Below are 18,614 nucleotides of genomic sequence, written 5' to 3'. Positions count from 1 at the left end.
CTCGCTCAGCCGTCGATGAAACCCTGCGAGGCGAGGAAATCGCGCGCGACCTCCTCCGCCGGCTGGCCCTCCACCTGGACCCGCCCGTTGAGCTCCTGCAGGGTCTCCAGCGTCAGCGCCTTGAAAACCGGCTCCAGAAGCTCGGCGATCTGCGGATGCTCGGCGAGCACCGGCTCGCGGATGATCGCCGTCGGCTGGTAGACCGGCTGCACGCCCTTATCGTCCTCCAGAACCTTGAGCCCGGCCGCCTGGATGGCGCCGTCGGTGCCGTAGACCATGGCGGCATTGGCGTCGTTGGTGCCTTGCGCGGCGGCGCGGATCGTCGCCGCCGTGTCGCCCCCGGAAAGCACGATCAACTGATCGGAGGAGAGCTCAAAGCCATAGGCTTCCTGGAAGGCAGGCAGCGCGGCGGGGGAATTGACGAATTCGGAGGAGGCTACGAGCTTGACCTCGCCCCCATCCGACACCCAGGCGCCGAAGTCGGAGAAGGTGGCGATGCCGTTTTCCTGCGCGACGTCCTGGCGGAGCGCCACGGCCCAGGTGTTGTTGGCCGGCGCCGGCGTCAGCCAGACGATGTCGTTGGCCTCCGCATCGAGTTCCTTGGCCAGCCGATAGGCCTCCTCCGCGTCGTTCCACACCGGCTCGTCGGCGCGGTTGAAGAAGAAGGCGGCGTTGCCGGTATATTCGGGATAGATGTCGATCTCGCCGGCGGTGATCGCCCTGCGCACCACCGGCGTCGCGCCGAGCTGCAGCCGGTTCTCCGTCTCAATCCCCGCATCCTTCAAGACTTCCAGGATGATGTTGCCGATGACGCCGCCCTCCGTGTCGATCTTGGAGGAGACCACGACCTGCGCGGAGGCGGCGCCGGACGCCAGAATGCCGATGGCGAGGACGGGGGCGATAAGGCTTCTCATGAGGATGCTCCGGGTTTTGGCTGGAGGATGGCGGGTCGCCGGCGTTGAAGCTCGGTAACTCGGCAGGAGCCGACGGGTTGCACGCAAAGCCACGTCAAATCCTGCCCCATGCCGGCGCTCGCAGAAAGGGTCTTGCCTTGAAATGCCGCAGGCGCGCGGTTCTTCAACAAGCTGGGGGCTGGGAACCGAAAGCCAGCCTTTTGCCTAGGCCGCCTGCCTGGCGCCCTCCTCGGCCAGCTTGACGAGCCGCGTCAGAAGCGCCGCGGCGCCCTTCAGCCGGTCCTGCGGGCGCGGCCAGTCGCGGATGAGAACGATGCGCTGGTCGGGGCGGATCTTCGCCATCGACCCCTGCTCGCCGATATAGCGCACGAGGCCGGCCGGATTGGGGAATTCGTTGCCGCGGAAGGCGATGACCACGCCCTTCGGCCCGGCATCGAGCTTTTCCACATTGGCCTTGCGGCAGAGCGCCTTGACGTAGACGACCTTCAAAAGATGATCCACCTCGTCGGGCAGCGGCCCGAAGCGGTCGATGAGCTCGGCGCCGAAAGCGTCGATCTCGGCGGCGTCCTCCAGATCGGCAAGGCGCCGATAAAGGCTCATGCGCAACGTTAAGTCCGGCACGTAAGTCTCTGGAATAAGGACGGCCATGCCAATGGTGATCTGCGGCGACCAGCGGCCTCCCACCGCCTCCTCGTCCTCGCCGGCCTTCAGGCTCGCCACCGTTTCCTCCAGCATCTGCTGGTAGAGCTCGAAGCCGACCTCGCGGATATGACCGGACTGCTCCTCGCCGAGGAGATTGCCGGCGCCGCGGATATCGAGGTCGTGGCTGGCGAGCTGGAAGCCGGCGCCGAGCGTGTCGAGCGATTGCAGCACCTTCAGCCGCCGCTCCGCCGTCGGCGTCATGGTGCGGTTCGCCGGCACGGTGAAATAGGCGTAGGCGCGGTTCTTGGAGCGGCCGATGCGGCCGCGCAGCTGATAGAGCTGGGCCAGGCCGAACATGTCGGCGCGGTGGACGATGAGGGTGTTCGCCGTCGGGATGTCGAGACCCGATTCCACGATGGTCGTCGACAAGAGCACGTCGTACTGGCCGTCGTAGAAGGCGTTCATCACCTGGTCGAGCTCGCTCGCCGGCATCTGGCCGTGGGCGACGGCGACCTTCGCTTCCGGCAGGTTGGCGTCGAGGAACTCCTTCACCTCGGCGAGATCGGAGATGCGCGGCACGACATAGAAGGACTGCCCGCCCCTCAGGCGTTCGCGCAGGAGAGCCTCGCGCACGATGAGCGGGTCGAAGGGCGAGATGAAGGTTCTGACCGCCAGCCGGTCGACCGGCGGCGTGGCGATGACGGAAAGGTCGCGCACGCCGGTCAGGGCGAGCTGCAGGGTGCGCGGGATCGGCGTCGCCGTCAGCGTCAGGACGTGCACGGCGGCGCGCAGCTCCTTCAGGCGCTCCTTGTGCTTGACGCCGAAATGCTGCTCCTCGTCGACGATGACGAGGCCGAGATCGCGAAAGGCGATCGACTTCGACAACAGCGCATGCGTGCCGATGACGATATCGATGGTGCCGTCGGCGAGCCCCGCCTTGACGCGCGCCCGCTCACCGGGGGCGACGAGGCGCGAGGCCTGGGCGATGTTGATCGGCAGGCCGCGAAAGCGCTCGGCAAAGGTACGCGCATGCTGGCGGGCGAGAAGCGTCGTCGGCACGACGACGGCCACCTGCCTGCCGGCCATCGCCGCCACGAAGGCCGCGCGCAGCGCCACCTCCGTCTTGCCGAAGCCGACATCGCCGCAGACGAGCCTATCCATCGGCCGACCGGAGGAAAGGTCGCCCAGCGCGGCGTCGATGGCGTCAGCCTGATCCTCGGTCTCCTCATAGGGGAAGCGGGCGGCGAATTCGCCGTAAAGCCCATCCGCCACGGTCAGTTTCTCCGCCGAGCGCAACAGACGCGCCGCTGCCGTCTTGATCAGGCCGTCGGCAATCTCGCGAATGCGCTTCTTCAGGCGCGCCTTGCGGGTCTGCCAGCCGACGCCGCCGAGCTTGTCGAGCGCGGCGTCCGAACCCTCCGCGCCGTAGCGCGTCAAAAGCTCGATATTCTCCACCGGCAGGAAGAGCCGGTCGCCGCCGGCATAAACGAGCTCCAGGCAGTCATGCGGCGCGCCCGCCGCCTCGATGGTGGCGAGGCCCTCAAAGCGACCGATGCCGTGGTCGACATGCACGACCAGATCGCCGGCCGACAGGCTGGTCGCCTCCGTCAGCGCGTCGGCGGCCCGCTTGCGTCGCTTGGCCGGGCGCACCAGCCGGTCGCCGAGCACGTCCTGGTCGCCGATGACGACGCTGTCGGGCGTCTCAAAGCCGGTCTCCAGCGGCAGGACGGCAACGCCCGTCGCGCCCTTGGCGAGGCCCTCCAGCTCGGCCCAGCTCGCCACCGGCTGGAGCCGCTCCATGCCGTGATCGGCGAGCACCTGGATGAGGCGGTCGCGCGCGCCCTCGCTCCAGCTGGCGAGCAGGATGCGCTTGCCCGCCTTGCGGCGCGCCGCGATATGGCCAACGAGCGCGTCGAAGACGTTGACCTCGCCGCTCGCCCGTTCGGCGGCGAAGCTGCGCCCCGCCCGGCCCTCAAGATCCAGGATATCGGCGCTTTCGCCCGGCGGCGCGAAGGGAGAAAGGTCGGCGGTGCGGCGCGCCGCCAGCGCCTCGCGCCAATCGCTTTCGCCGAGATAGAGGCTTTCGGGCGGCGCCGGCTTGTAGGGCGCGGCGCCGGCGAGCTTTTCGTCGGCGCTCTCGCGGCGGGCCTGATAGTGATCCTCGATCTGGGCGAAACGCTCCTTCAGCGTGTCGGCGACGAGATGGTCGACGGCAAGCAGGCCATCGCCGGCATAGTCGAAAACAGTCTCCAGCCGCTCGTGGAAGAAGGCGAGCCAATGCTCCATGCCGGCGAAGCGGCGCCCGGCGCTGACCGCCTCGTAGAGCGGGTCGTCGCCGGTCACGGCGCCGAAGGCGGCGCGATAGTTCTGGCGGAAGCGGGCGACCACCTCGTCGGACAGGATGACCTCGCTCGCCGGCAACAGATCGAGGCGCGGCACCTGGCCGGTGGTGCGCTGGCTCTCCGGATCGAAGGGACGGATGGTCTCCAGCGTATCGCCGAAGAAGTCGCAGCGGATGGCACCGGTATCGCCCGGCGCGAAGAGATCGACGATGCCGCCCCTGACGGCGTATTCGCCGACGCCGCGCACCGTCGGCACGCGCTCGAAGCCATCGGCGGCGAGGCGGGCGATGAGCCCTTCCATCGGCGTCACCTCGCCCGCCGCCGCGCTCCACACATGCGCCCTCACCCATTCGGCCGGCGGCACGCGCTGCACGGCGGCGTTCGCCGTCGTCATCAGCACGAAAGGCTCCGATCCGGCGTCAAGCAGCGCCTTCAGGGTCGCCATGCGCCGGGCCACGATATCGGCATGCGGCGAGATGCGGTCGTAAGGCAGGCAGTCCCAGGCGGGAAAGGTCAGGCGCTTCAGCCGCGGCGCGAAAAACGCCAGGCTGTCCTCGGCCATCTGCAGATGCCGGGCGTCGCGCGCCACGAAAACGAGCGGGCGCTTTTCCAGCCGCGCCAGATCGGCGAGCACCCGCCCTTCCAGCCCGTCCGGCACGCCGGCGAGCTTCACATGGCGATGCTCGGCGAAGACGTCGCTCAGGCGCCGGGCGCTGTTATCATTCGGCATTCTGTGTCGGCTCTCGGCGATGATGGGCAATCAGCGATCGCAGCGTCTGGCTGTCGTGGTTCGGCGGCACCTCTTCCCGGCCGGTGACGAAGGCGTAGAGCGCCGGGTCCGGAAGCGCCAGCAGCGCCTCGAACTCGGCTAGCCCGGCGGCGTCGCATTGCGGCAGGAAGGCGTCGGCGAAGCGGCCGACGAGAAGGTCCATCTCGCGCGTGCCGCGCCGCCAGGCCCGGAAATAGGCGCGCCGGCGGCGCGTGTCGATATTTTCCTCGGCGATGGCAGGCATGCGCTCTTCCCTCGGCGGCCCCGACGAAGCGAGGCGCGCTCTCCGTTCACTGACCGCTGCTCATAGAGACTTATCCACCGCAATTGAACCGGCAAGGCGGATCGCTTGTCGGCGGAGGCGGCGCGGGGCAGGAAGGGACATGCGCCCGTCCCTTCTCGATCCGCTCTTCGCCGAGGCCGCGACCCTTCCGGGGGTCGGCCCGAAGGTGGAGAAGCTGATTGCGCGCGTCACCGATGTCGGCGAGGGCCCGCCGCTGATCCGCGACCTTCTCTTCCACCTGCCCGCCTCGGCGATCGTGCGCCAACGCATCGCCAGCCTGTCGGAGCTGCCGGAGACGGGCCATGTCATCATCGAAGGCGTCGTGGAGCGCCACGAGGCGCCGCGCCGGCATTCGCGCGCGCCCTTCCGCGTCATCCTCGGCGACGGCATGGAGACGGTGGAGCTCGTCTTCTTCAACGCCAGGGCGGGCTGGATCGAGAAGCTGCTGCCGCTCGGCGCCCGCCGCGTCGTGGCCGGCCGGCTCGACCGTTTCGACTACCGGGCGCAGATCCCCCATCCCGATTTCGTCGGCCCGCCGGAGGAGGCCGGCGACATCCTCGCCGTGGAACCGGTCTATCCGCTGACGGAAGGGCTCGCACCGCGCACGCTCGCCAAGGCGATCCGCGCCGCCTTGGCAAAGCTGCCGGAGCTTGCCGAATGGATCACGCCGGCGCTTCTCAATCGCGAGAAATGGCCGAGCTTCGACAAGGCGCTCAACCTTTTGCACCTGCCGCAGGATGGCGAAGCCCTCGGCCCTGAGAGCCCGGCCTGGCGGCGGCTCGCCTTCGACGAGCTCCTGGCCAGCCAGCTGGCGCTTCTCCTGGTGCGGGCCAGCGCACGCAAGAGCGCCGGCAAGGCGAGGCGCTTTTCAGGCGCGCGGGCGGAGCGCATGCTGTCGCGGCTCGGCTTTTCGCTGACCGGGTCGCAGGAGCAAGCTATCGCCGCCATCCGGGCGGATCTGCGGGCGCCGGAGCGCATGCTGCGGCTGTTGCAGGGCGATGTCGGCTCCGGCAAGACGCTGGTGGCGCTCGCGGCGATGGCCGATATCACCGAAGGCGGCGGCCAGGCGGCGCTGATGGCGCCGACGGAAGTGCTGGCGCGCCAGCATTTTGCCACCATCGCCCCTTTGGCGGAGGCGGCCGGGCTGAAGGTGGCGCTCTTCACCGGCAGGGAGGCGGGCGAGCGCGGGGAGAAGCGCGCGGCGCTGGCGGAGGGCTCCATCGACATCGCCATCGGCACGCATGCCCTCTTTCAGGAGACGGTCACCTTCAAGGATCTGGCCCTCGTCGTCGTCGACGAGCAGCACCGTTTCGGCGTGCATCAGCGGATGCTTTTGGCCGCCAAGGGGGCGGCGCCGGACCTTCTCGTGATGACGGCGACGCCGATCCCGCGCACGCTGGTGCTCACCTATTTCGGCGACATGGCGGTCTCGGAGCTGCGCGAGAAACCCGCCGGCCGTCAGCCGATCGAGACGCGCGTCGCCTCGGCCGAACGCCTCGGCGAGGTGGTGGAGCGCGTGCGCCTTGCCGTCGAAAAAGGCGAGAAGGTCTATTGGGTGTGCCCGCTGGTTGCCGAATCGGAAGCGAGCGACGCGGCGGCCGCGGAGGCGCGCCACAAAGAGCTGGCGGAAATCTTCGGCGCCAGCGCCCTTCTCCTGCACGGGCGCATGAAGCCGGCGGAAAAGGACGCGGCCATGAGCGCCTTCCGCGCCGCAAAGGGCGCCGTTCTCGTCGCCACCACCGTCATCGAGGTCGGCGTCGACGTGCCCGATGCCTCCATCATCGTGATCGAGCATGCCGAGCGTTTCGGCCTTGCCCAGCTGCACCAGCTGCGCGGACGCGTCGGACGCGGAAGCAAGGCCTCGAGCTGCCTCCTCCTCTACAAGCCGCCGCTCGGCGAGACGGCGCGCGAGCGGCTGAAGGTGATGCGCGAGACCAATGACGGCTTCGCCATCGCGGAGGCGGATCTGAAGCTGCGCGGCGAAGGCGACCTTCTCGGCACGCGCCAGTCGGGCATGCCCGGCTTTGCCATCGCCCGGCCGGAGTTTCACGGCGAGCTCTTGGAACTTGCCCGCGCCGAAGCCAAACTCATCCTGGCGCATCGCGAGCGCGGCGAGAGCGCCCATGAGGAGGCGGTGCGCGCCCTTCTCTATCTCTTCAAGCGGGATGCGGCCGTCAGGCTGATGCGCGCGGGATAATCATTCGGCGGCTTCGCGGCTGCGCCGGCGCCGTCTTCCCGGGGCGCGCTTGCGCGCCGGCGCCTTTTCTGCCGCCCCCTCCGGTGCCCGCTCCTGAGGCTCCCCGTCCTGAGGCTCCCTTTGCGGCTCCGTATCCGGTTCCGCCTGGGCCGGCGCCTCCGGTTGCGGCGCGTCTTCCTCCTCGGCCTTCGCCGCGGCCGCGAGCTGCCTGGTGCGGCTTTGATATTCCGGCGAGACGAGGCCGGCGGAGACGACGAGCTTGGCCGCCTCTTCCACCGTCATGTCGAGGAGGATGACGTCCTGCACCGGCACGAAGAGGAGAAAGCCGGAGGTCGGGTTCGGCGTCGTCGGCAGGAAGACCGCCATCGTCTCGCCCGCCTCCTCCAGACGCACGGAGACCTCGCCCTTGGCCTCCGTGGCGATGAACACAAGCGCCCACAGGCCGCGACGCGGATATTCGATCAGCCCGACCTGTTGGAAGGAGCGGCTCGATTGCGACAGGACGGTCGCGAAGATCTGCTTCAGCGCCCTGTAGAGATTGCGCACCAGCGGCATGCGCTCCAGGAGAATCTCCCCCCAGGAGACGATGGTGCGCCCGACCAGGTTGGCGGTGAGGAAACCGAGCAGCGTCAGCGCCAGGATCGCCACGATGAGACCGAATCCGGGCACCGAAAACGGCAGATAATTGTCCGGATTGTAGGCGCGCGGGACCAGCGGCTTCACCCAGGCGTCCACCCAGGCGATGAAGGTCCAGGTCAGGTAGACGGTGATGCCGATCGGCGCCGCCACGACGATGCCGGTCAGGAAATAGCTTCTCAGCCGCAGCCCGGCTCGCGAGTGCCGCTTGTGCGGCTTCTCCTCGCCGGTGTTCTTCTCGCCTCTCATCCCAATGAGCTCCCACCGGCAAGCTCGCCGGATCGGCCCACCATATCACCTCGCCGGGCGTGTGCTCGCCAAAAGTTGCGCTCTATTCAACAGTTACAGACTTGGCGAGGTTGCGCGGCTGGTCAACATCCGTGCCCATCACCACCGCCGTATGATAGGCGATGAGCTGCACCGGCACGGCGTAGACGATGGGCGCCACTTCCGGCGCCACAGTGGGCAAAATCAGCGTCTTCATGGTCTCCACGGAGGCGCGCCGGGCGCCTTCGGCGTCGGTCAGCAGGATGATGCGCCCGCCTCTGGCGGCGACCTCCTGCATGTTGGAGACCGTCTTGTCGAAAACCTGGTCGTGCGGGGCGACGACGATGACCGGGATGGTCTCGTCGATGAGCGCGATCGGTCCGTGCTTCAGCTCGCCCGCCGCGTAGCCTTCGGCGTGAATGTAGGAAATCTCCTTCAGCTTCAGCGCCCCCTCCAGCGCCAGCGGGAAGGACGTGCCGCGGCCGAGATAGAGCACGTCCTTGACCTTGGCGAGCTCCTTGGAGAGCGCCTCGATCTCCGCCTCCAGCTTCAGCGCCTGGGTCATGTGGCGCGGCACCTCCACGGCGGCCTGAACGAGACGTTGCTCCTGCTCCTGCGAAAGATGACCGCGCTGGCGCCCCGCGGCGATGGCGAGCGCCAAGAGCGCCGTCAACTGGCAGGTGAAGGCCTTGGTGGAGGCAACGCCGATCTCCGGGCCGGCGAGCGTGGGCAGGATATGGTCCGATTCGCGCGCGATGGTGGAGGTCGGCACGTTGACGATGGCGCCGATCTGCTGGCCCGCATCGCGGCAATAGCGCAGGGAGGCGAGCGTGTCGGCGGTCTCGCCCGATTGCGAGATGAACAGCGACAGCCCGCCCTGGCTCAGCGGCACTTCGCGGTAGCGGAATTCCGAGGCGATATCGATATCGACCGGAAGCCGCGCCAGGCGCTCGAACCAGTACTGGCCGATGAGCCCGGCATAGAAGGCGGTACCGCAGGCGGACATGGCCAGGCGCGACAGGCCGGCGAAGTCGATCTGCCCGCCATCCGGCAGGCAGGTTTGGTTGCTGGCGAAATCCACGTAATGGCCGAGGGTGTGGGCGACCACCTCCGGCTGCTCGTAAATCTCCTTGGCCATGAAATGGCGGTGGTTGCCCTTGTCGACGAGAAGACTGGAGGCCACGGACTGCACGATCGGGCGCGAGACCCTGGCGCCGCCGGCGTCGAAGACCTCCAGGCTCTTGTGGCGCAGCACCGCCCAGTCGCCATCTTCCAGATAGGTGATGCGGTCGGTGAAGGGGGCGAGCGCGATGGCGTCGGAGCCGAGATACATCTCTCCCTCGCCATGGCCGACCGCCAGGGGGCTGCCGCGGCGCGCCAGCACCAGGAGGTCCTCCTCGCCGGAGAAGAGGATGGCGAGGGCGAAGGCACCCTCCAGCTTCGCCAGCGTGGAAGAGGCAGCCTCCACCGGAGACATGCCGGCCGCCATCGCCATGGTCACCAGATGGGCGACGACCTCCGTATCGGTGTCGGTCTCCAGGGTGCGGCCGCCGGCGCGGATTTCCTGACGCAGCTCCTGGAAGTTCTCGATGATGCCGTTATGGACGACGGCGACCTTTTCGGTCGCGTGGGGATGGGCGTTGCCCTCCGTCGGGGCGCCATGCGTCGCCCAGCGTGTATGGCCGATGCCGATGAGGCCGGTGAGCGGCTCGGCGGCAAGCCGGTTCTGCAGGTTGACGAGCTTGCCCTCGGCGCGGCGGCGCTCAAGGCCGCCGGCTTCCAAGGTGGCAACGCCGGCCGAATCGTAGCCGCGGTATTCCAGCCGCTTCAGCGCCTCCACGAGACGCTCCGCCACCGGCGCCGTTCCAACGATCCCGACAATGCCACACATCAGATAGTCACTTCTCTTCGTTGCGCCGGCGCCAATCTGCCGAAGGGCCGAATGCGACGGAAATCAATTGCCATGTCACAGTGTGACAGAAAAAGCTTGAAAGCCGGTGACCGGAATGCGGGCGCTCATTTCTTGCCCTGGCGGCGGCGGAAGGCATCGGCCCAGCCGGGCTTTTCCACCTGCCGTCCTCTGGCGACCGCCAGAGCGTCGGCCGGCACGTCCTTGGTGACGACGCTGCCGGAGCCGACATAGGCGCCATCGCCGACGGCGAGCGGGGCGACCAGCGAGGAATTGGAACCGATGAAGGCGCCCGCGCCGATCTCGGTGCGATACTTGGAAAAGCCGTCGTAGTTGCAGGTGATGGTGCCGGCGCCGATATTGGCGCCCGCGCCGATCGAGGCGTCGCCGATATAGGAGAGGTGGTTGACCTTCGCCCCCTCGCCGATCGCCGCCGCCTTCACCTCGCAGAAATTGCCGATCTTGGCCTTCCTGCCGACCTCCGCGCCCGGCCGCAGGCGGGCATAGGGCCCCACCACCGCGCCCTCGGCGAGCGCGCAGCCCTCCAGATGCGAAAAGGCGCGGATGAGGGCGCCGGAAGCCGCCCTCACGCCGGGAGCGAAGACCACATGCGGCTCCACCGTCACATCGGCGGCAAGCTCCGTGTCATGGGAGAAGAACACCGTTTCGGGCGCGACAAGCGTGACGCCGGCGAGCATCGCCGCCTTGCGCCGCGCCTCCTGGAAGCGGGCCTCGGCCTCGGCGAGCTGCGCCCGGTCGTTGACGCCGAAGACCTCGGCAAAGCCGATCTCCACCGCCGTCACGGCGAGGCCGCGCCGATTGGCAAGCGCGACGGCATCGGTCAGGTAGAACTCGCCCTGGGCGTTGTCGTCGCCGATGGCGTCGAGGAGCGGCAGGATATGCCGTGCGTCGAAGGCCATCAGGCCGCCGTTGCAGAGCGTGATCCGCTTCTCCTCCGCAGAAGCGTCCTTGTCCTCCACGATGGCGACGAGCTTGCCGTCCCGCGTGACGAGACGGCCATAGCCGGCGGGCGACGGCGGGCGCATGCCGGCGACGGCGACCGCGGCGCCGTCCTCCACGGCGCGGGCGAGCCGGGCGATCGTCTCGGCGGTGACGAAGGGCGTATCGCCGAAGAGGACGATGACGACCCCTTCCGCGTCCTGAAGCGAGGGCCGCGCCATCAGCACCGCATGGGCGGTGCCTCGGCGCTCTTCCTGCACATAGACATCGGCGGCGTTGTTTTCGTTCTCCACCAGCCGGCGCACATCGTCATGGCCCGGCCCGATGACGACGCCGAGCCGCTCGGCGCCGGCCATTTGAGCCGCGCGCATGGCAAAGCCCAGCATCGGCAGGCCGCCGATCGCATGCAGGACCTTCGGCTTGGCGGAACGCATGCGCGTGCCCTCGCCGGCTGCCAGGATGATGGTGGTGAGATGTGCCATGCTGCCGTCCGCTCCGCGCCGGCGGCCTACGACGAACCGCCGGCTTGTGCATTTTCAGCCCGTCCGTTACCGCAGCGCTGCGTAAGCCGAAAGGCCTCATCTTAGAATGCCTTCCTCATCCGCACGCGGGCGCGACATCGCGCTTTTGTTGGCGATGCCGCTCTTCTTCGCCTCCAACCTCGTCATCGGCCGCGCCGCCGTGACGGCGGTGGAGCCATGGAGCCTCGCCTTCTTCCGCTGGCTGACGGCCTTGCTCATCCTGTTGCCCTTCGCCGGGCCGGGCCTTTGGCGCCATCGCCGGCAGCTTGTCCGCAAATGGCGGCTTGTCCTCCTCCTCGGCTTTCTCGGCATGTGGATATGCGGCGCCGTCGTCTATCTGGGGCTGCGCCACACCAACGCCACCAACGCCACCCTCATCTACACCTCCGCCGGGGTGATGATCCTCCTTCTGGAATGGCTGTTTCGCGGCCGCGCCCTGTCGCTGCGCCAGATGCTGGGGGTCGCGATGGCCTTCATCGGCGTCGCCACCATCGTGCTAAGGGGCGAGCTCTCCCGCCTCCTGTCGCTCGACCTCAATATCGGCGACCTTCTCATCGCCCTCGCCGCCTTCTCCTGGGCCGTGTATTCGGTGCTGTTGAAGCGCCGCGACTTCGACGGATTGCCGACCTTGACGGTGATCGCCGCCATCGCGCTCGCCGGCAGCCTCATCCTCATGCCCTTCGCCATCGGCGAGATGGCCTGGCTCGGCGCCTTTCCGGCAACGGGCAAAGCCTGGGTCTCGATCGCCGGGCTGGCGCTCCTGCCTTCGGTGATGGCCTTCGCCAGCTACCAATGGGGCGTGCGGCGCTTCGGGCCGGGGGTGCCGGGGATGTTCCTTTATCTCATGCCGCCCTACGGGGTGGCGCTCGCCATGGTTTTCCTCGGCGAGCCGTTCCAGCTCTACCACGCGGCGGGGCTCTTCCTCGTCCTGCCTGGCCTGATGCTGGCGACGCTGCCGGCACGCCTGCCTCGTCTTCGGCCCCGGACGGGACCGGGCCACGCCGCCGAAACGGGCGGGCACAAAGGCTCTAAGGCCGGCGAAACCGCTTGACCGCTCGGGGGAGCTTTCATAGGGTCCGCCGCGCCTTCAGGGCCCTTAGCTCAGCTGGTAGAGCAACTGACTTTTAATCAGTAGGTCCCGGGTTCGAGTCCCGGAGGGCTCACCAAGTCCAAAAACGTCCAGCCCAAAACGACGGTGACGGCACGCGCCGCACGCCCGGTGGCCGCGCCCCTTGCAGGAGGGCGCGGTCCCGGCCCGATGTCGTGACACCGTCTGGAAGGACGAAGCGGTTTTGTTGGCGCAAAGCCGGCGACAGAGCCGCGCCGCGAGGTCAGGAGGCGGCGGCTCTTTGCGGCTCGGCCGGCCGCGTCTGCTTGCCATCGCTGTCCGGCAGGATGGCGGGAACGGAAAGGCGGCGAAGCGCGCTGCCATCCTCGCGGAAGACGTGGCATTCGGCTGTCTCGAAGGCGATGCCGAGGCGGTCGCCGGGGCTGCTCGTCGTCACCCCGCTCGCGCGGATAGAGGCATCGAGGTCCCCGGCAAGGCGGATATGCAGATAGGTCTCGGAGCCGAGATGCTCCGACACCATCACCTTGCCGTCGATCCAGCCCTCGCCTGCCGTTACCGGCAGTCTACGGCCTTGCCGACGCAACGGCGAAACGTCGACGAAATGCCGCGTGGAATGGGCGAAGCTGGCGCCCCAATCGTCCTCGATATTGTGGAAGGCGCGCACCTCGCCGTCGCGGTAGAGCGTCAGCATCGGCTCGTCGAGGATGCGGTCGGAGCAGCGATGGACGGTGATGAGGCCTTCCTCGCCCTGGATCTCGAACTGCTCGTGGCTGGCGTAATAGTCGGTGCGCACGCGCATCTTCAGCGCCAGGCTGACATCCCACACGTCGTGCAGAGGCGGGTCCTGGTGCCGCCACATCATCGTCGCCGGGGCGTCGAGGAGATGGCCTTCGGCCGCGCGCGTTGTCTCCATGCAGGCGAAGGCGTCGCGCACATCGCCGAACAGCCAAAGCGCCACCGCCATCAGATGTCGCCGCGCGCGATGATCAGCGCGAACATGAACTCAATGTAGCTCGACAGAAAAACGAAGCAGGCGGTGACGGCGATGCCCGGCGCGGCGAGCGGCAGGACGATGTAGCGCAGCACCTGCCAAAGCGAGGTGGCGCCGTCGATCATCGCCGCCTCCTCCAATTCGCGCGGAATGCCGTCGATGAAGCCCTTCAACAGCCAGATGGCGAGCGGCAGCGACAGCATGGTGTGAACCAGCGACAGTCCGAGATAGGTGTCGAGCAGCCGGTAGTGGCTCATCATCAGATAGATCGGCACGGCCAGCGAGACGGCCGGCGTCATGCGGATGATGAGAAGCGCGCTGAAGGCGATGTTGAGACACCGCCTCTACGACGAGCATGTGCTGCAGGCCGATGAGGGCTGCGACTTCGACTTCCTGCGCGGCACGAGCCAGGCGGTTGCCGCCGATAGCTGAGGGGCGCGGTCCCGGCCCGATGTCGTAGGGCTGTATGGAGGCACACGGCGGCCCCGTGGCGCGAAGCCGGCGACAGAGCCGCCCCGCCGGTTCAGGAGGCGGCGCTGGCGGGCTCGGCATCCCGCCCTGCCGCGCACGGCGTGGTCGGCGCGCCACAGTGGCAACGTTGCGAAGCTGTAACCTCGGGCGGGGTTTGCATTTGCGCCGGGCGGTATTATCTCAACCCCCCGACATGGATGCCGGCGCCGGCGTGGCGCAGAGGCTCCCTTGCAACCAACCGGTAGCCCTTATGCACAAGCGAGTTTCTTCGTGCCGTCGAGCCTCGGCACGCCGGATGCAGGTGGCGTTGATTGGCCTTGGCACGGCGGCGCTGCTCGCCGCACCGTTCCTCGCGCCCGCCCATGCCCAGGGCGCGCCCGGCGAGGCTCCGCCTCCCGCCGTCACCGTGGAGCAGGTCCGGCTCGCCGATGTGACGGAGCAGGAAACCTTCACCGGCCGGGTAGAGGCCGCCGAAAGCGTGGAGGTGCTGGCGCGAGTCCAGGGCTATCTCGGGCCGCGGCAATTCGAGGAAGGCGCAGAGGTGGAAAAGGGCGATATCCTCTTCACCATCGATCCTGCGCCCTACGAGGCGGCGGTGGCGCGCGCGGAAGCTGCCGTGCAAAGCGCGCGGGCGGCGCTGGAGCTCACCCAGCTCAACTACGAGCGCCAGCAGACGCTGATCGAGCGCCGCACCGCATCGCAGGCCGCCCTCGACGAGGCGCGGGCCAACCGCGATCAGGCCGAAGCCACGCTACGCCAGCAGGAGGCGGCGCTGCGCCTTGCCAGGCTCGACCTCGGCTATACCCAGATCGCAGCGCCCATCAGCGGCCGCATCGGCATCGCCTCGTTCTCGCAGGGCGCCCTGGTGGGGCCCGATAGCGGCCCGCTGGCACGCATCGTCCAGCAGGATCCGATGCGGGTCGCTTTCCCGGTCCCCCAGCATCTGCTGGTCGGCGAGGACGGTTACGCCAAACGCAAGGACGAAGTGGCGGTGAAGCTGCGCCTCGCCGATGGCAGCGAATACCCGCATCAGGGCGACATTCTGTTCACCAACATCGAGGCCAATGAAGGCACCGATTCGGTGATGATGCACGCCTCCATGCCCAATCCCGATCGCCTGCTCTACGACAAGCAGCTCGTCGATGCGATCGTCGCCGCCAAGACGCCGGAAGAGAAACTGATGATGCCGCAATCGGCCCTCCTCATCGACCAGCAGGGAACCTACACGCTGCTCGTCAACGGCGAGGACAAGGTGGAGCAGCGGCGCATCACCACCGGCGAGCAGCGCGGCCCCGCCATCGTCATCACCGGCGGTCTCGTCGCCGGCGACCGCGTCATCGTCGCCGGCCAGCAGAAGGTGCGGCCCGGCATGCAGGTGGTGCCACAGGACGCGACACCAACCAAGCAGGCGACGGCTTCCACCGACCGATAGCCTCAAGCGGAGCGGCCGAGCACCCCTCATGATCTTCGATCTCTTCATCCGGCGGCCGCGGCTCGCCTTCGTCATCTCCATCCTGATCACGCTCGTCGGGCTGATTTCGCTCGCCGTCATCCCGGTGGCGCAATATCCGGACATCGCGCCGCCGACGATCAGCGTCTCCACCCAATATGTCGGCGCCAGCGCCGAGACCGTCGAGCAAGCCATCGCGCAGCCCCTCGAAAGCGCCATCAACGGCGTGGAGGACATGCGCTACATGAAGTCGACGTCGAGCTCGGACGGCTCCTACCAGCTCAACATCACCTTCGAGCTGGGCACCGACCCCGACGTGGCGGCCATCAACGTGCAGAACCGCGTCGCCCAGGTGGAGAGCCAGCTTCCCGCGGAGGTGCGCGATGTCGGCCTCAGCGTCACGCGCGCCGCCACCGACCAGCTGCAGGTCTTCCTGTTCCACTCGCCCGACAACCGCTTCGACGAGCTCTTCCTGTCGAACTTCATCTCCATCAACGTCATCGACGAATTGAAGCGGGTGAACGGCGTCGGCAACGTTCAGGTCTTCGGCGAGCGCGACTATGCCATGCGCATCTGGCTCGAACCGCAGAAGCTGACCAATCTCGACCTGACGCCCGCCGACATCGCCGCGGCGGTGGAATCGCAGAACCTGCAGGCGGCCGCCGGCAAGCTCGGCGCCGCTCCTCTGGTGGACGCGCAACGGCTGGAATTGACGATCAACACGCAGGGCCGGCTGAGCACCGTCGAAGAGTTCCGCAACATCGTCCTGCGCTCCAATCCGGACGGCTCCATGGTGCGCCTCGGCGACGTGGCGCGGGTGGAGCTCGATTCGGAAAGCTACGGCGTCATCGCGCGCTACAACGGCAACCCCATGGCCGCCGTCGCCACCTATCTGTCGCCGGGCGCCAACGCCGTCACCGTCGCAACCCGGGTGTCGGAGAAGCTGGAAGAGCTGTCGAGCCGCTTTCCTGAGGGGCTGGAATACACCTACGTCTACAACGCCGCCGATTTCGTCGGCACGATGATCGAGAAGGTGATCTTCACCATTCTGGAAGCCTTCGCTCTCGTCGCCGTCGTCGTCTTCGTCTTCCTCGGCCGGCTGAGGGCAACGCTCATCCCGATGATCGCCGTGCCGGTCGCCATCATCGGCGCGCTGGCGATCATGTACGCCTTCGGCTACAGCGCCAACACCATCTCGCTGCTCGCCCTGGTTCTGGCCATCGGCATCGTCGTCGACGACGCCATCATCGTGGTGGAGAACGTGGAAAGGGTGATTGAGGAGGAGCCTCACCTCACCCCGCAGGAGGCGACCCACAAGGCCATGGGCGAGATCGTCGGTCCGATCATCGCCATCACGCTGGTGCTGTTGTCGGTGTTCGTGCCCGTCGCCTTCCTGCCCGGCTCCTCCGGCGCCCTCTTCCGACAATTCGCCGTCGCCATCTCCGCGGCGATGGTCATCTCGGCCGTCAACGCGCTGACGCTTTCGCCGGCGCTGTGCGCCATGTTCCTGCGCTCCAGCGAACCGGTCGGTTTCATGCGCGGCATCACCCGCGCCATCGACAAGATCGGTCACGGCTATGCCTGGATCATCGGCAAGCTGATGAACGTGGCGGTGATCGGCATCGTGGCGCTGATCGCGCTCGCGGTGGCCACGGGCTACATGTTCCTGCGCACCCCGGCCGGCTTCCTGCCCAACGAGGACAAGGGCTTCGTCATCGTCATCATGAACCTGCCGGCCGGCGCCTCGCTGAACCGCACCGATATCGCCGCGCAGAAAGCGGAGGCGATTATCCGTGAGGATCCCGGCGTCGACAGCGTCGGCACCGTGCTGGGCTTCGACCTTCTGGGCGGCGGCGCGGCCTCCAATGCCGGCCTGATGTTCCTCGGGCTGAAGGATTACGAGGAGCGCCAGACCCCCGAACTGTCGATCAATGCGGTCATCGGCCGTCTGTATGGCGGGCTGTCGACCATCCCCGACGCGCAGTTCATCCCGCTGCAGCCGCCGGCCATCTCCGGTGTCGGCTCCTTCGGCGGTTTCGAATTCGTGCTGGAAGCCCTGCAAGGCCAGGATCCGGCGGAGATCGCCGCCGTCATGCGCAGCCTCGTCGTGCAGGCCAACCAGGTTCCCGAGCTCGCCCGCGTCTATGCCAATTTCGAGGCCGAGACGCCGCAGATCCGCCTTGAGATCGACCGCATCAAGGCGCAGACGCTCGGCGTGCCGATCAGCGATATCTTCGCCGCCCTGCAATCCACCTTCGGCGGCTATTACATCAACGACTTCAACCTTTTCGGCCGCACCTGGACGGTGCGCATGCAGGCCGAGAAGGAGTTCCGCACCTCCATTTCGGACATCTACGATATCGAGGTGCGCAACAAAGCCGGCGAGATGGTGCCGCTCTCCTCCTTCGCGCGGGCCGAGCTATCGGTCGGACCACGCAGCCTGACGCGCTACAACAATTATCGGGCCGTCTCCATTCAGGGCTCGCCCGCTCCCGGCTACGGCGACGGCGATGCCACCGAAGCGATGGAACGGGTCGCCGAGACGCTGCCGGCGGGCTACGCCTATGAATGGACCGGCCAAGCGCTGGAGCAGAAGCAATCGGCCGGGCAGACGCCGCTCATCCTCGGCGCCGCCATCATCTTCGCCTATCTCTTCCTGGTGGCGCTCTACGAGAGCTGGAACGTGCCGATACCGGTGCTTCTGTCGACGGCGAGCGCCATGTTCGGCGCCATGTTCGCGATCTGGTTCCTGGGCGCCAACTTCAGCCTCTATGCGCAGATCGGCATCGTCGTTTTGATCGCGCTGTCGGCCAAAAACGCCATCCTCATCAACGCTTTCGCACTGGAAAAGCGCGAGGAGGGCTGGGATCTGCACGCCGCGGCCATGGAAGGCGCCAGGTTGCGGTTCCGTCCGGTGATGATGACCAGCTTCGCCTTCATCGCCGGCCTCATTCCGCTGGTGCGCGCAAGCGGCCCCGGCGCCGGCTCCATGCAGGCCGTCGGCATCCCGGTCTTTGCCGGCATGATCGCCGCGGCGACCATCGGCATCTTCCTCATTCCGCTGCTGTTCGGTGTCTTCCAATGGATGCGGGAGAAGACCGGCTGGCGACCGCATCATTCGCCAGCCAGCTCCCCCGAGCCGGCGGAATGACCGGCTCGGACCGAGGCGCGCGCGGCGCCCCGGAAACGACAG

General features: G+C 67.7%; 13 protein-coding genes and 1 tRNA gene. 6 read left to right on the top strand and 8 right to left on the bottom strand.

Annotated elements, in window-relative coordinates:
• Positions 1-5 precede the first annotated feature (5 nt).
• From osmF to Q331_RS0111805, 3 genes are all read right to left on the bottom strand, one after another.
• Entirely contained in the window at positions 6-914 is a 909-nt protein-coding gene (osmF, locus tag Q331_RS0111815; RefSeq protein ID WP_026380852.1) for a glycine betaine ABC transporter substrate-binding protein OsmF, read from the bottom strand.
• 204 nt (positions 915-1,118) lie between these two features.
• Entirely contained in the window at positions 1,119-4,628 is a 3,510-nt protein-coding gene (mfd, locus tag Q331_RS0111810) for a transcription-repair coupling factor (RefSeq protein ID WP_051631082.1), read from the bottom strand.
• Positions 4,618-4,911 (bottom strand): FAD assembly factor SdhE, encoded by a 294-nt coding sequence (locus Q331_RS0111805; RefSeq protein ID WP_026380850.1) that lies wholly within the window; start codon positions 4,909-4,911, stop codon positions 4,618-4,620. The genes mfd and Q331_RS0111805 overlap by 11 nt, the downstream gene beginning before the upstream one ends.
• 139 nt (positions 4,912-5,050) lie before the next feature.
• Between Q331_RS0111805 and recG the strand changes: the two genes are divergently transcribed.
• Positions 5,051-7,147, top strand: coding sequence for an ATP-dependent DNA helicase RecG (gene recG, locus Q331_RS0111800; RefSeq protein ID WP_026380849.1), 2,097 nt, complete (start codon positions 5,051-5,053; stop codon positions 7,145-7,147).
• Here recG and Q331_RS21325 read toward each other — a convergent pair whose 3' ends face one another.
• From Q331_RS21325 to glmU, 3 genes are all read right to left on the bottom strand, one after another.
• Positions 7,148-8,032 carry a DUF502 domain-containing protein gene (locus Q331_RS21325; RefSeq protein WP_084175015.1) on the bottom strand — a complete coding sequence of 295 codons (885 nt, stop codon included), beginning with the start codon at positions 8,030-8,032 and terminating at the stop codon, positions 7,148-7,150.
• Between the two features lie 82 nt (positions 8,033-8,114).
• On the bottom strand, positions 8,115-9,941 hold the full coding sequence (gene glmS / locus Q331_RS0111790; protein ID WP_026380848.1) for a glutamine--fructose-6-phosphate transaminase (isomerizing): 1,827 nt from the start codon (positions 9,939-9,941) through the stop codon (positions 8,115-8,117).
• Positions 9,942-10,066: 125 nt separating this feature from the next.
• Positions 10,067-11,401, bottom strand: coding sequence for a bifunctional UDP-N-acetylglucosamine diphosphorylase/glucosamine-1-phosphate N-acetyltransferase GlmU (gene glmU, locus Q331_RS0111785; RefSeq protein ID WP_026380847.1), 1,335 nt, complete (start codon positions 11,399-11,401; stop codon positions 10,067-10,069).
• Between the two features lie 106 nt (positions 11,402-11,507).
• On the opposite strand from glmU, the gene Q331_RS21320 reads away from it, so the two are divergent.
• Both Q331_RS21320 and Q331_RS0111775 read left to right on the top strand, forming a co-directional pair.
• Positions 11,508-12,491, top strand: a complete 984-nt coding sequence (locus Q331_RS21320; RefSeq protein ID WP_084175014.1) for a DMT family transporter — start codon at positions 11,508-11,510, stop codon at positions 12,489-12,491.
• Between the two features lie 39 nt (positions 12,492-12,530).
• Positions 12,531-12,606 (top strand) — tRNA-Lys (locus Q331_RS0111775).
• A gap of 165 nt (positions 12,607-12,771) precedes the next feature.
• On the opposite strand, the gene Q331_RS0111770 is transcribed toward Q331_RS0111775, so the two are convergent.
• Positions 12,772-13,473 carry a TOBE domain-containing protein gene (locus tag Q331_RS0111770; RefSeq protein WP_026380846.1) on the bottom strand — a complete coding sequence of 234 codons (702 nt, stop codon included), beginning with the start codon at positions 13,471-13,473 and terminating at the stop codon, positions 12,772-12,774.
• Positions 13,473-13,799, bottom strand: coding sequence for a carbohydrate ABC transporter permease (locus Q331_RS21315; RefSeq protein WP_051631081.1), 327 nt, complete (start codon positions 13,797-13,799; stop codon positions 13,473-13,475). The genes Q331_RS0111770 and Q331_RS21315 overlap by 1 nt, the downstream gene beginning before the upstream one ends.
• Here Q331_RS21315 and Q331_RS24315 point away from each other — a divergent pair.
• From Q331_RS24315 to Q331_RS0111750, 3 genes are all read left to right on the top strand, one after another.
• The gene (locus Q331_RS24315; RefSeq protein WP_281173904.1) at positions 13,798-13,932 is read left to right on the top strand and encodes a hypothetical protein; all 135 of its coding nucleotides are present in this window, start codon (positions 13,798-13,800) and stop codon (positions 13,930-13,932) included. The two genes, Q331_RS21315 and Q331_RS24315, sit on opposite strands and share 2 nt — an antisense overlap.
• A 340-nt stretch (positions 13,933-14,272) precedes the next feature.
• Positions 14,273-15,403: an efflux RND transporter periplasmic adaptor subunit gene (locus tag Q331_RS21310; RefSeq protein WP_169738497.1), complete on the top strand. Its 1,131-nt coding sequence runs from the start codon at positions 14,273-14,275 to the stop codon at positions 15,401-15,403.
• 28 nt (positions 15,404-15,431) lie between these two features.
• Positions 15,432-18,572 carry an efflux RND transporter permease subunit gene (locus tag Q331_RS0111750; protein WP_026380845.1) on the top strand — a complete coding sequence of 1,047 codons (3,141 nt, stop codon included), beginning with the start codon at positions 15,432-15,434 and terminating at the stop codon, positions 18,570-18,572.
• Positions 18,573-18,614 lie beyond the last annotated feature (42 nt).

Origin of the sequence: Afifella pfennigii DSM 17143 (assembly GCF_000688515.1) — a bacterium.
Taxonomy (GTDB): Bacteria; Pseudomonadota; Alphaproteobacteria; order Rhizobiales; family Afifellaceae; genus Afifella; species Afifella pfennigii.
Note: the sequence above shows the minus strand (reverse complement) of the source record. Positions and strands in the feature narration are given on the sequence as shown.

What these genes read in the sequence shown, in the direction of transcription:
- Q331_RS0111805 (WP_026380850.1), bottom strand. Translation starts at nt 4,911, where the DNA reads ATGCCTGCCATCGCCGAGGAAAATATCGACACGCGCCGCCGGCGCGCC.
- Q331_RS24315 (WP_281173904.1), top strand. Translation starts at nt 13,798, where the DNA reads ATGCGGATGATGAGAAGCGCGCTGAAGGCGATGTTGAGACACCGCCTC.
- osmF (WP_026380852.1), bottom strand. Translation starts at nt 914, where the DNA reads ATGAGAAGCCTTATCGCCCCCGTCCTCGCCATCGGCATTCTGGCGTCC.
- glmS (WP_026380848.1), bottom strand. Translation starts at nt 9,941, where the DNA reads ATGTGTGGCATTGTCGGGATCGTTGGAACGGCGCCGGTGGCGGAGCGT.
- glmU (WP_026380847.1), bottom strand. Translation starts at nt 11,401, where the DNA reads ATGGCACATCTCACCACCATCATCCTGGCAGCCGGCGAGGGCACGCGC.
- Q331_RS21325 (WP_084175015.1), bottom strand. Translation starts at nt 8,032, where the DNA reads ATGAGAGGCGAGAAGAACACCGGCGAGGAGAAGCCGCACAAGCGGCAC.
- Q331_RS0111750 (WP_026380845.1), top strand. Translation starts at nt 15,432, where the DNA reads ATGATCTTCGATCTCTTCATCCGGCGGCCGCGGCTCGCCTTCGTCATC.
- Q331_RS21315 (WP_051631081.1), bottom strand. Translation starts at nt 13,799, where the DNA reads ATGACGCCGGCCGTCTCGCTGGCCGTGCCGATCTATCTGATGATGAGC.
- mfd (WP_051631082.1), bottom strand. Translation starts at nt 4,628, where the DNA reads ATGCCGAATGATAACAGCGCCCGGCGCCTGAGCGACGTCTTCGCCGAG.
- Q331_RS21320 (WP_084175014.1), top strand. Translation starts at nt 11,508, where the DNA reads ATGCCTTCCTCATCCGCACGCGGGCGCGACATCGCGCTTTTGTTGGCG.
- Q331_RS0111770 (WP_026380846.1), bottom strand. Translation starts at nt 13,473, where the DNA reads ATGGCGGTGGCGCTTTGGCTGTTCGGCGATGTGCGCGACGCCTTCGCC.
- recG (WP_026380849.1), top strand. Translation starts at nt 5,051, where the DNA reads ATGCGCCCGTCCCTTCTCGATCCGCTCTTCGCCGAGGCCGCGACCCTT.